This window comes from Bacteroides neonati, from assembly GCF_000499785.1.
Taxonomy (GTDB): Bacteria; Bacteroidota; Bacteroidia; order Bacteroidales; family Bacteroidaceae; genus Bacteroides; species Bacteroides neonati.
Genome location: NZ_HG726020.1, coordinates 111,782 through 124,057, shown reverse-complemented (window position 1 = coordinate 124,057; position 12,276 = coordinate 111,782). Strand labels below are relative to the sequence as shown.

Sequence of the window (12,276 nt, the reverse complement as noted above, 5' to 3'; positions counted from 1 at the left end):
TATGAGAGCTGGATTACTAAGAGAAGAAATTACGGTTGAGAAACTAACCAGTACTAAAGATTCCTATGGTTCTATGACAGAGCTTTGGGAAGCCAAACTATCCACCAGAGCCGAAGTTAAATACAATGCTGGTAGCAGGGTTGCACTGAATAATGAAATCATTCATACATCGAATGTAACCTTCATTGTTCGTTACTATCATTCGATTGATGAAGCTGACAGAATTCTTTATAAAGGGAAGCGGTATAGAATCCTGTCCGTTAGCCGAGAACTTTATAAGCAAGCCATTAGTATCCTAACAGAACTAATCAATGAATAATGTAGAGATAGACAGCAGGCAGGTACTGACCACCTTCGCTGAGTTAACTGGCAGGCAGCAGAAGCAGGTATATAAATCTGCTTTGAGAAAGGCAGCCAACATACTGACCAAAGAGACCAAAAGTCAATTACGGACTCATATTGGTAGCAAGGTGAACAGCAGGAATAGATGGAATGGCAAAACATTGGCTTCGGGTATCAAGGTATCGGTGGATAGAGAAGCTACCGCAGCGAAGGTACATATCCTAGGAGATTTTAGATTAAAGTTCTTTGAAACAGGAACATCTAATAGAACTCTTAGACGAAATGGAGCTAACAGAGGTTCGATGAGTGCTAACCACTTCTTTAGAGATGCCAAGCAAGCTAAGGAGCAGGAAATCTTTAGTAATATAGATAGATTGATAACAGAATCCATACAACGAACAGCAAATAGACAACGATAATGAGTTTGCAAATAGGCAAAGCTATCTACGAATTACTATCTGGTAATACAGATATAGCTGCTAAAATAAGTAATAAAATCTTTCCGCTAATAGCTACCAATAATACTTCATTCCCTTTTATCATTTATAAACGGACAAATATCATTCCTGCATATACGAAAGATAGATTCTCTGCAAATGATACACTTATGATGGATGTAGTGATTGCTTCCGATAAGTACAATGAGGCTATAGAACTAGCTGATTTGGTACGGAATACACTAGAGGGAAAGAGAGGGACATTTGCTACTATCCAAGTAGATGATATTAGATTGGTTTCGGCAGATGAAGATTATAATGAAGATACATATATACAACAACTTACATTTAAAATAATAACGAATGGCAACTAATACAATAGTAAGAGGTTCAGACCTTATGCTTTTCTATAATGGAAAGTCTTTGGCTTATGCCACTAATCACCAACTCAGCTTATCTGGTAACGCAATAGAGGTTTCTAGTAAAGACCACGCTGAATGAACCAGTAAGATGATTGGTAAATTGAGCTACAGCATTACTTCCGATAACCTGTTTACCGAAGAAGATTATGGTAAACTGGTTGATTTATGGATAGCTAGAAATCCGATTGATGTGATATTTACCATAAAAGGAAATGCTGGAGTAGCAAACAACGATGGTACATCCGTACCTGCTGATGGGTGGACACCCAAAGAAGGAACTGGCTATAAGGGCAAAGTAGTAATCACAGGTATCACAGCCAATGCTCCAGGCAATGAAAACGCAACTTACAGTGTGACCTTGGAAGGTGCTGGCGCATTAACAAAGATAACTAAAGCTTAAAATGAAGGATAGGGTGGCTGGGCTATTGCCAATAGCTGCCCTATTTCTATTTAAATACAGGAATATGAATATTAGAATCAACGATACAGACTACTGCATAAAGTGGACACTCAGAGCTTTCTTTATCTATGAACAGATTACTGGTAAGATATTTAAGATGCAGACACTCACGGATGAATATGTATTTATCTACTGTTTGCTGCTGGCTAATAATCCAGAGATACAACTGACCTTTAATGAGTTTATAGATGTACTGGATGAAGAGGTGGAGGTATTAAAAACTCTAAAGGAGTTTATCGGTAAGGAGATGGCAAAGCAGGCTATCTTTACGGTTGATACCACAGAAGATGCAAAAAAAAAGAATTAACCATTAGTGAGTTATATGCTATATTGGTAGTGGAAGGTGGTATCAGCCCAGCCTATTTTCTGGATGAGATGCAAATGTATGAACTGTCAGTCCTACTAGGAAACATCCATAGAAGGAATAGAGAGCAGTGAGAACAGACCAGATTGCTGGCATATATCACTGCACAAGTAAATAGCACCAAGAAACTAAATATGGAGGACATAATGAAGTTTAGTTGGGATAATCAGAAAGAAGATACCTCTATTACTAAAGATGATATAGCCAGATTAAAGGCTAAAGCCGATTCACTAATTAATACACTATAACGATGGATTTAGTAACCAGATTACTACTTAACAGTAGCCAATTCGATAACAATATACAAAGAAGCACAGGACAGATTAGAGGTTTCCAGCAAGCAGGTAGAACCGCAGGCAATGCTCTTGGTTCAATGACCAGTATGGCTATGAAGTTTGCAGGTGGAATAGGTATTGCAATGAGTGCTGGCGAAGCATTTAATAAAGCAATTAATAGTACGCAGACCTCTGGAGATGCCTTTGTGAAGATAACAGACCAGATGAAAGCTGGCTGAGATTCCTTTTTACCAATGTAATGCAGGCAGACTTTACGAATTTCTTCACCAATCTAAGTAATGTAGTTTCCAAGGCTGGAGAACTATCTACTATCTTAGATGAATTGGCGACAAAAGAACTTTTTAGTAATTCAGAATTAAGTTCCTTGCTATTACAAAAGAAGATACAGGAGAATATCTCCAGAGATAAAAGTAAATCTGATGCCGATAGAAATGCTGCTTTGGAGAAAGCCCGAAAGATACAGCAAGAGATTAATCAACTACAGCAAGGATTGGCTGCTACTCAAAAGGAAGCCGCTTATAAAACATTGGATTCGGGTTTAGCTAACCAAGGACTGGCTGGCAATGTGTCCAGAGGAACATTAGATTGGGCAATGAAAGAATCCAATCGGTCTAAAGGGCTGGAGATGAAGCAGGCGTATGATGGTAAGGTCACTGATTACCAGACTAAAATAGACAATGCCAAAGAGGTGAATCCATATACGGGTGATTTGATGGCTACCAAGGAATCAAAAGCATTGCAAAAGGAATTGGAAGCGTTCAAAGCCAGCAAGCAAGGGCAGTTAGGTAAATTCCTGTCACTGTTCTATGAGATGGCAGATGATGAGCAATCCTTCATTGGGAAGGCTAAAGAGCTTAATAATAAGGCTAATCAGATGTTAGGCTCTATCAGTGATGCCGAATTACAATTAAATAATACGGATGCCAAAATTAACGGCTCTTTCAAGTCGAATAGTACATCTGTCAAAGTAGCACCAGCAGAGGGTAGTTTGGCTAAATTGGATGCTGAGATTGCCAAAGCCAGAGCGGATTATTCCAATGCTGTCACCGATGAAACCAGAGCTGGAATTTATAAAGCATTACAAGAATTACAAAACCAGAAACTACTTATTGAAATTGAAGCCAGAGTCGATAAAAAGCGATTGGATGGCAGCAAAGAAAAACCTACCAATGTGCTCCAGACCAGAGGAACTGATTTATCGGGAATCAAGTTAAAACCTGTACTAACCAAAAAGGATGTAAAAGTCAATAATGACTATCTGGAATCGTTATCGCAGGTAGCCACTATAATGGGGGCTTTCTCTGCTGCAACTGATTCAGCCACTGCTGGCTGGTTAGGCTATACTGCCAATATCATTAGCGGTGTGGCTGCTATGCTACCTGCACTGGCTTCTTTATTTGGTATCGAAGCAGCATTGGGTATAGCCGAACAAAGTAAACTGGTATTCCCGATGAATGTGATAGCAATGGCTGCCACAGGTGTAGGATTGGCTGCTGCTATTGCCAGTATCCCTAAAATGGCTGATGGTGGTGTGGTATATGGGAATTCAGTGGTCAATGTGGGAGAATATAACGGAGCGAGCTCCAATCCAGAAATAATAGCTCCCTTGAATAAACTAAAGAAATTGATTAAGCCAGAAGGCAACAATTCTGCTATAATGGCTGGAGAAGTTACCTTTCGGATAAAAGGAAAAGAGTTACAGGGCGTACTAAGTAATTACAATACGAAAACAGCTAAAATTAAATAAGAATGAGTTACAGAGGATACTTCAATAGCATTTATGACAAAAAAAGATACACTGTCCAGATACAAACACAAGGCACTACTACCGATATTCTATTGGGAGAATCTCCCTTTATAGTCGGTTATGAAGGAGATACTACAATATATAAACCACTGAAATTAAGTTCAGCCACTATTACGGTAGTACACAATGACTACCTGTTTGATATCTACAATGCCACTGCACAAGGTACTAAAGTTTCCTTGCTAAATGAATTGGGAGCGATTGAATGAATTGGATATTTGACTCCCAATATCTATAACCAATCGTATGAAGAGGAATATGAGAGCTTTGAACTTGAAGCGATAGATGCTTTATCCACGCTGGACTATTTTAAATATGAGCCGCTTTCTGGTAGGGTGGGTATTGTCACATTGGAAGAGCTTCTGATAGCCTGTATCAAGAAATGCAATGCGTATGAAAAGATATACCTTACTAATGCCAATCGGTTGGATTGGAGCAGTACCAGTACCGACATCTATAAGAAACTTATTATATCTGAACAGAACTTTATAGGAGAAGATGAGGATGAAACTTTTACGTATCGAGAAGTTTTGCAAGAGGTATGCCAAATTTTTGGAATGACAGCGATAGCCGTAGGCTCTAGTGTCTATTTTATAGATTACGATGCCATAAAGAAGGGGATGAATGAGTACTTGGTCTATTCCAGTGCAGACGGTTTTCAGTCTCCAGTCATAGAGACCTGTTCCAATGGCAAAACCATTGCAGCCAGTGATTATATGGATACAGGTAGCAGCTTATCATTGGGTAATGTCTATAATAAGATATCAGTGACCAATAATAAGTACACGATTAAGAACATCCTGCCAGAACTCTTTGCCGAAGAGAATCTGACCAATACAATGAGTAGTGTACTTCCTTACTACTCCTATACCCAAACCTTCGGTGATACCCATTATGTCTACCGTACGTATTGGGATAAGAATTGGGAACATACCTACTATAGGAAAGATGGTAGTTGGTCTACGGTGAATCCAACGAGTTTGTATTACTCTTCCCTACAGAATTTCATAGGAGCTTCTTTCATAAAGATAGCCAGTTATGAAAATGGAAGAGGTACACAGGGTACACTGTCTTTTAATAACTACATCTGTTTCAGCAGGCATTTATGGGCACATCCTTCGGATGAACATAACAAAGCGATGCCTGTATTGAAACTAAAATCTGATGCGGTAAAGCCAATGATTCTGGGTGCAGACTGTTATCTGGTCATTAGCGGTTCGGGGATGTGGACGGATATTGAAGGTCGGATATGTCCCATTTTAGACGGTAGGAAGAAAGATAATTATGACCCTGCCAAGTTATGTATCACTGCTAAATTAAAGATTGGGAATAAGTGTTGGAACGGTTCGAAGTGGACTACTGACGATACTACCTTTAAAATCTACTTTGATGATTCGGATACCAGTCACTATATCGGTAAGTGGACGGACATAAAGAATACACTTAGCTGGCAACTGGGCATCAATGCTACAGGTTGTGGTATTCCTATTGCTGCCAGTGATGGATTGTCTGGTACACCAGAATTTATATTATACAGTCCTCAAATAGTGGATGGCTCTTATCGGGTGGATGCACTTTGGCTAAGGGATATCAAGATAGAGGTGAACACCAAAGAGCGGTGGAATGATACGGATACCCTCTATACCAATGTGATTAATGAGGCATTTGTCAGTGAGTTTGACGAAATACAGACCAAAATAGGTAGTTACGATAACAAGGACTTTAGCTATTCCTGTATTGGAGATACCACCAATAGTGCCTATACTACTTACTGGAGATACCTTTACAATAAAGGATTAGACCAGTTATATTTAAAGCCCGAACAGGCATTGGTTTATAGATATGTGAACCAATATAGTACACCAGCGAGTATGTTAGAGTTGACTTTGAAGGATGATTTGAAACCTTATACTTTGGTAAAGGAAAATAATTTAAAGAAAGAGTTTATCATAGATACAATGAGCATAGACTATGCCAATCAGACCAATGAGGTTAAATTAATAGAGAAGAAGTAATATGCAATTTAAAGAAAGAGACATACCTAAAAAAGGTAGAGGAAAATATAACACTACCCATCTGACCTATACAGGTTCTATGGGTGGTGGTTCTTCTAATGCTGGTGCTAATATGGCTTTAGAGAATCTGGAGTATCAGCATAAAAAAGACGTGGAAGAGATAAACACCCGAATAGATGCAGAGGTGGAAGTCCTGCAAACACAGATAGATGATTTACCTAATAAGTTCCTCAGTAAAGAGTCTGATGATGTGGCTGAGGGTACAATAACTTTTAATAAAGGATTGATTGCCAAAACGCCGTTGAATGTCTTGCAACTAAAACAGGCTACCAGTTCAGCCATTACTGAGGCGGACGGTAGCAGTATCACAGAAACAGGAACGGTGACGGAAGGAGCGGTTGCTACTGGCTTGGTGGAATTATCTAATGCTACGGGTGATTGTAATTTCTTGTTTGAGATATTGCCGCAAGATAGATATGATTCATTGGCACAGAAAAGTCGCAAAGTCTTTTATTTTATCGCTGATGAGAGTGAAAAGGTAATTCCCAAGGTGTATATAGGAGACCTTTTATTCACTATTGGTGGTGGCAACAATGAGGATATTTTAATTGACAGTATTCTACTGTCCAGCTATCAACTTACCTTGGATGATGCACAAGAAAGAATTATCGCGACATTCCTTCCCGATAATGCTACTAGCAAAACACTTAAATGGCTCTCTTCAGATATTAATGTGGCTATGGTCAATAGCTCTGGTGTGGTTACTCCTATGGGAAACGGTGACTGTATTATCAAAGTCGAAGCTGTTCGGGGTGGTGCGACAGCAGAGGCTTCGGTAAGAGTTTCCATCTCAGTTAAATCAGTGAAAATAATGAATACGGAAACCGAATTAAATTCCGATGAACCCTTGCAGCTTATCGCCCAAGTTTTACCAGCCAATGCTAAAAATAAAACACTTCATTACGAGTCAAGCAATGTCGATATTGCTACCGTTACCCCCTTGGGGATGGTTACCTATAAGAAGGATGGTGAAGTAATTATCACTGCTACATCTGATAATCATATCAGCGATTCCATTTCACTGACTGCATTAACTCCCGTTCGTTCCCTTGCCATAACCAATAAGATTATTTCATTGGATGTGGGAGAAACGCACCAGTTCCAATATGCATTAACTCCTTCCAACGCAACCAATCGTACTGTTTTATGGGACTCTTCCAATACTGATGTGGCGACCATTGAAAATGGACTGGTGAAAGCTATTAAGAAAGGAGATGTCACGATTCAGTTGTCCTCTTTACAAGGTGGCAAAAAGGATGATAATGTTATACGTATTATTATACCTGCTACTAACCTGACAATTCAAGGAGCAGCCAAGATAGTGGCAGGATATGACTATCAATTATCCTATATACCAACTCCTGTAGATGCAGATGTAGATACATTACACTGGTCAGTTTCCGAGCCAACAATGGCTACTGTCTCAGATACTGGAATGGTTCGTTCATTGGTGCAGTCTGGTATATTTAATGTGATATTGCAAGAACCCAAACATAATCTAACTACCAGTATGGGTGTTACAGTCGTTCCTTTTGCAATGGAAGTGAGTTGTACCAATATTGACAAAACGGATAATTCGGTAAGTTCTATATTCTCTAAATGGCAACTAACTAAAAAAGGAGCACCCACACATTATAAATATACCGAGACCATTAAAGAAAATGGTACGGAGTCCACGCTTCAATCGGTAGATTGGACACCTATTCCAGCAGATGGAGTGGTAGATATTGAGCTTTATGCCGAGTTTGGTTATAAATATATTAATTGGCAATTTAAAAACGAAGATAATTCATATCAAGAAGATATTGTTGCTCCTATATTCTATAAAGAGCCAGAACTAATTACATATAACTTTGATGTAGATGTACAATGTACACAGGAAGAGGCAGAAACTATGTCAATGGAGATACCTTATTATAAATATGATAAGAAGTTCACCTACTGTTTAAGAAACGATGATAACCTAACTTCTTTATGGAGAATGGCATTTAGATATTGTAATAGAGAATATCTTCCTAAAAAGATAAAACGCTATGAGCGTACAGATGGTGAAATGAATTTATTGTCAATGGCTGACAAAAGACGTTCACCGAGACGATTGGGATATACAGATGGATGTGATACGCTTATTCCTTTTGTTTTTGATACAGCTGGAGTTGTAGAAACGGAATTAGGGCTTTCATTTGAGTCGGGTAATGCAACTGAAGTTCAAAGAGAGGATATATTAAAACATAAAGATTATGGTGGACACTTCATCTTACATAATATGAACTTTCTTACTTCTGACCCTATTAAGCAGAAATATGAAAACGATTATACGTATCCTTTACAGCGTGACCGCAATGTTCTGCATAGTAAATTTGGTTATACTTCTGTTACTTATGCTAATCCAGATGGAGACCCTTATTATACACAACCTTGTATTAAAGACCCTAAGACATTATTAATGTCTGGAGGAGGTGCAGCATTTTATACGCCAGAATCTCTTGCTAATAACGAGAAAGGCACTACCTATGGGGAACGCTTTCCTGCTTCTGTTTCTCACTATGGATTGCCTGCTCATCGTACCGCTTTTAGTTGGGACTCTAATTTGTCGAATGTTCCACTGTCAGAAATACGAAACACATTAAATACATCGTATGTTTATTCTGAAAATCATCCGTTTAGGTCTAACTTATGGCGTACGCAGCACCAACTTGCTTCGCTGGGAAAACCAACGCTGGCTACTGAATTAACTCACGGATTAGGATATAATATAGAACCTAATGGTAGTATAAGTGATGAAAATACAGCTCTTTTAAGAAAAGACTTGAGCTTCTTCGAAGAAATATTTGATATAGCAGGAGCTAATGGTAGTGATACTATTTGGTTTTGCTCAGCAGATGAAGCCATTGAGTATATGTATTACCAACGTGTAGCGAAGATAAGTAAGCTGATAACTTCTACTGGTTGTAAATTTATTATTAATATAACTATTCCAGATTATCTATCTTATAAAACTTATTCTGCAATTATTCGTAACTTACCCGAAACTGCTATTGTAACAAGAGGTAAAGGTGTTACTTCGTTTAGTAAGAATATGAAAACGGGATTAATCAATTTTGGTTATTCTACGGATACAACCGAGCGTGCTTCTAGGTATGTTCAAAAGTATTTGGAAAATCCAACCAATGATAATCTGGATAATGCTTGGTACTTCACCCGATTATTGGGAGAGCTACAGACTCCATATAGTTCCCAGCTTCCAGTATTTAACGAAGTGCCTGTTATTTCTTCTGTGTCTTGTCCAGAGACCGTTACTGTTGCAAAGCTTTCATTAACAACAGTAAATGCTAATAAAGAATTTGGTGAAGCTAACTTTCTTGATGTTTCAGATTCGGAAACCTTCTCTAATGTACAGTCTTATTCTATACCATCTGGAACACATAAATGGTATGATTCCCTAGATGTTAGTTGTTTGAGTAATACATTTGAGGTTGACATTAAACCTTTATTTGAAGTGGTTCAGAATGTGTTTGTTAGATTAAGAAATGTATATGGCTACTCTAATACAGAGAAAGTATCGGTTAAAGTTATTAGAGTGGATGGTGTCAATGACCCCTTAATTGAACTAACTCCAAATGCACAGTTCAAATATGATGACCACATCGAATGTGCAATTTATTATGAGAATATAAATGAGTTCAGATACAAGGTTGATGAAGGTGAATTTACCGTCTGGAGTAGAATGGTAGATTCTGTTGATATACCATTAGCTAAAGGTATTCATATTATCACAATTCAAGGACGAAATAATTTGAATGAGGTGGTAGAAAAGGTTGTTAATGTTAATTTCACAGGGAAACACCGAGTTGTTTTATTTGGAAATGTAACAACAGCAGGAATAGTGGATAGCGTTGGTTATGTTAATAAAGTATCAAATGCAGAAGCTGGTGTTCCGCAGATATTAGATTTAGAAGGTATGCAAATAGGTAAAGAGGTTGGTAAATATTATAAATATAATAAGACGATTATAGACAAATTCAGAGCTAAATATGGCATTTCATTAGAGGTAAATATAACCCCTGCATATTGGGAATCTCCTACATTTATTGATGAAAATGGAGTATATCCTAATAACTTGATTGTAAATAGTGGTAAAAAAGAGATTCAATTATATGGTGGTATAAGAACAGATTCGACACAACAGGCAGTTAAGTATCTAACCGAAATGCCTGCTGGAAACTATAAGGTGAGACTTCTGTTATCTGCTAAAACACATACTGCATATAAATACCCAAATATAATCAGAGTACAGAATCAGCTTATCCAAATTCCAGTCGAAGACTCATCAAAGGTCATTAATAACAACCAGTACTGGTATGAATTTAATGATGTAATAGTGGATGAGGACGGTTTCTTATTAATCTCTCAATATAGCGATGTGACGTTTGCAGGAGCATTAGATAGATTATCTCCGATTGTATTAATAGAGATAACAAAGATATAAATCAATAATACAGTAGGTATGGGGAAGCTCATACCTGCTTTAATTAAACAAATATGGCACAATTATTAAGTACCTCTATTGATGGTTTTGTAGGCAGCCCAACCTTTACCAACGGTTTTACGGGTAATGGTTGGAAGATATGAAACTGGCAAGATGGCAAGTATAAATTAGAAGTAGATGATTTGGTAATCAGAAATACAATGACCGTATTTGAATTACTAATCAGTAAGATAAGAGCCTTAAAGGGTGCAATGGCAATTACACAGGGTAATGGTAAGATTAAGAAAGTATCTACAGACAGTACTTCTTATATATTGGCTATTGAAGATGATATGAGCTTTATGGCTGGAGACTTTATCCGATGCCAACGATTTACAGGTAGTACCATCAAATCTTACTGAGTACAGGTAGATAAAGTGGTAGGCGACAGTCTCTATGTAAAGCAGATAGAATTTGATGGTCAGAGCTTACCAGAAATAGGAGATGAAGTAGTACAGTTTGGGAATGTATCGGATAAGACCAGACAGGCAGCTATCTATTTGCAGGCTGATGAATCGGGAGTTCCTTGTATAGATGTGCTCGATGGAATTAAAAGCAAGTCCTTTGCTGGATGCTTAAAGAGCCGATTGGGGTGTTTGGATGGAATATCAGACCCTACATTTACAGAAGAGATATCGGGCTATGGTTTGTATTCAGATAATGTACATTTAACAGGAGCTATTAAAAGTGTTACTGGCAACTGGTCACTTAATGCAGATGGTTCTGGGCAATTTGCAAATGGTAAAATCTCATTTACTAAAGAGGGTGATATGGAAATGAATGATTTGTATATAAGAGGGAAAATACAAGAAGAATATAAAACATACGAAAACGGAGTAGATAATTTATTTGTGATGGATGCAACTAATCCCAATATTATTATAAATGCAAGTGATGGTGATTTTAGTACAATGCTTATTTTATCACGTAGCACAAATAATCTGAAATTCGGTAAAGCATATAAATTTAAGATATACAATATGACTAAATTTATCGGAAACATAAGTTTAATAGCTGGTGGTTTTGATGTGTATTCAAATAATGCTGGTGATATTGATAATATCATTCAATGCCAAACGGTAGAGTTGCACGGTCATACATATTTAGAACTGCTTTTTATTCCCGATAGTTTAAGTGATGATGCAGGTGCAGATGATTTGGTTTATAATGGAAAATGGTGTGTGCTGAATTACAGTGCTTTTGATTTAATAGATGGCGGAACATTTGGCAATAGGAAACTAATATCTAAATCAATGAAATAAAATAATAAACAAAATGAATAACACGAAAAATAATATACAATTAATAGTAGCTTGTTTTCTATGTCTGGTAGGTGTAGGGTTGCTCATAGCTGGCTTTTGCGTTCCACCTGCTGGTATAATAAATAGTTCGGTATTGGTTGCCTTCGGTGAACTGTCAACCTTTTCTGGTGCGCTTTTTGGAGTAGATTACCACTATAAAAATAAGTAAAGAAAAAAGCCTGTAGTCCTTTTGAGATTGCAGGCTTTTATGTTCCTTTGTGGTATTACTAATAACAAATATGAA

At 37.6% G+C, this 12,276-nt stretch carries 13 protein-coding genes; all 13 read left to right on the top strand.

All coding sequences use genetic code 11. From position 1 onward, the window contains the following. The first annotated feature begins 1 nt into the window (after window position 1). The gene (locus TY03_RS03610; RefSeq protein WP_042367544.1) at window positions 2-319 is read left to right on the top strand and encodes a phage head closure protein; all 318 of its coding nucleotides are present in this window, start codon (window positions 2-4) and stop codon (window positions 317-319) included. Next, window positions 312-761: a hypothetical protein gene (locus TY03_RS03605; RefSeq protein WP_042367543.1), complete on the top strand. Its 450-nt coding sequence runs from the start codon at window positions 312-314 to the stop codon at window positions 759-761. The genes TY03_RS03610 and TY03_RS03605 overlap by 8 nt, the downstream gene beginning before the upstream one ends. Continuing rightward, window positions 761-1,153 carry a DUF3168 domain-containing protein gene (locus TY03_RS03600; RefSeq protein WP_187373970.1) on the top strand — a complete coding sequence of 131 codons (393 nt, stop codon included), beginning with the start codon at window positions 761-763 and terminating at the stop codon, window positions 1,151-1,153. The genes TY03_RS03605 and TY03_RS03600 overlap by 1 nt, the downstream gene beginning before the upstream one ends. Window positions 1,154-1,301: 148 nt before the next feature. Next, window positions 1,302-1,601 carry a phage tail protein gene (locus TY03_RS03595; RefSeq protein WP_230201884.1) on the top strand — a complete coding sequence of 100 codons (300 nt, stop codon included), beginning with the start codon at window positions 1,302-1,304 and terminating at the stop codon, window positions 1,599-1,601. 64 nt (window positions 1,602-1,665) lie between these two features. Further along, window positions 1,666-1,968 carry a hypothetical protein gene (locus TY03_RS03590; protein WP_042369089.1) on the top strand — a complete coding sequence of 101 codons (303 nt, stop codon included), beginning with the start codon at window positions 1,666-1,668 and terminating at the stop codon, window positions 1,966-1,968. Between the two features lie 307 nt (window positions 1,969-2,275). Further along, entirely contained in the window at window positions 2,276-2,539 is a 264-nt protein-coding gene (locus TY03_RS03580; protein WP_042367540.1) for a hypothetical protein, read from the top strand. Window positions 2,540-2,559: 20 nt separating this feature from the next. Continuing rightward, window positions 2,560-4,068 (top strand): hypothetical protein, encoded by a 1,509-nt coding sequence (locus tag TY03_RS03575; protein ID WP_042367539.1) that lies wholly within the window; start codon window positions 2,560-2,562, stop codon window positions 4,066-4,068. 2 nt (window positions 4,069-4,070) lie between these two features. Beyond that, the gene (locus tag TY03_RS03570) at window positions 4,071-4,337 is read left to right on the top strand and encodes a hypothetical protein (protein WP_042367537.1); all 267 of its coding nucleotides are present in this window, start codon (window positions 4,071-4,073) and stop codon (window positions 4,335-4,337) included. A 9-nt stretch (window positions 4,338-4,346) separates the two neighbouring features. Further along, window positions 4,347-6,143 (top strand): hypothetical protein, encoded by a 1,797-nt coding sequence (locus tag TY03_RS03565; RefSeq protein WP_042367536.1) that lies wholly within the window; start codon window positions 4,347-4,349, stop codon window positions 6,141-6,143. A gap of 1 nt (window position 6,144) precedes the next feature. Continuing rightward, window positions 6,145-10,692: an Ig-like domain-containing protein gene (locus TY03_RS03560; RefSeq protein ID WP_042367535.1), complete on the top strand. Its 4,548-nt coding sequence runs from the start codon at window positions 6,145-6,147 to the stop codon at window positions 10,690-10,692. A 200-nt stretch (window positions 10,693-10,892) separates the two neighbouring features. Further along, window positions 10,893-11,093: a hypothetical protein gene (locus TY03_RS03555; protein WP_042367533.1), complete on the top strand. Its 201-nt coding sequence runs from the start codon at window positions 10,893-10,895 to the stop codon at window positions 11,091-11,093. A gap of 15 nt (window positions 11,094-11,108) precedes the next feature. Continuing rightward, window positions 11,109-11,993 carry a hypothetical protein gene (locus TY03_RS03550; protein WP_042367532.1) on the top strand — a complete coding sequence of 295 codons (885 nt, stop codon included), beginning with the start codon at window positions 11,109-11,111 and terminating at the stop codon, window positions 11,991-11,993. A gap of 13 nt (window positions 11,994-12,006) precedes the next feature. After that, window positions 12,007-12,201 (top strand): hypothetical protein, encoded by a 195-nt coding sequence (locus TY03_RS21710; protein ID WP_074434129.1) that lies wholly within the window; start codon window positions 12,007-12,009, stop codon window positions 12,199-12,201. Window positions 12,202-12,276 lie beyond the last annotated feature (75 nt).

Bases quoted from the DNA above. Each gene is read 5' to 3' on its own strand.
- TY03_RS03610 (WP_042367544.1), top strand. From the start codon at position 2: ATGAGAGCTGGATTACTAAGAGAAGAAATTACGGTTGAGAAACTAACC.
- TY03_RS03555 (WP_042367533.1), top strand. From the start codon at position 10,893: ATGACCGTATTTGAATTACTAATCAGTAAGATAAGAGCCTTAAAGGGT.
- TY03_RS03580 (WP_042367540.1), top strand. From the start codon at position 2,276: ATGGATTTAGTAACCAGATTACTACTTAACAGTAGCCAATTCGATAAC.
- TY03_RS03600 (WP_187373970.1), top strand. From the start codon at position 761: ATGAGTTTGCAAATAGGCAAAGCTATCTACGAATTACTATCTGGTAAT.
- TY03_RS21710 (WP_074434129.1), top strand. From the start codon at position 12,007: ATGAATAACACGAAAAATAATATACAATTAATAGTAGCTTGTTTTCTA.
- TY03_RS03570 (WP_042367537.1), top strand. From the start codon at position 4,071: ATGAGTTACAGAGGATACTTCAATAGCATTTATGACAAAAAAAGATAC.
- TY03_RS03605 (WP_042367543.1), top strand. From the start codon at position 312: ATGAATAATGTAGAGATAGACAGCAGGCAGGTACTGACCACCTTCGCT.
- TY03_RS03560 (WP_042367535.1), top strand. From the start codon at position 6,145: ATGCAATTTAAAGAAAGAGACATACCTAAAAAAGGTAGAGGAAAATAT.
- TY03_RS03590 (WP_042369089.1), top strand. From the start codon at position 1,666: ATGAATATTAGAATCAACGATACAGACTACTGCATAAAGTGGACACTC.
- TY03_RS03575 (WP_042367539.1), top strand. From the start codon at position 2,560: ATGCAGGCAGACTTTACGAATTTCTTCACCAATCTAAGTAATGTAGTT.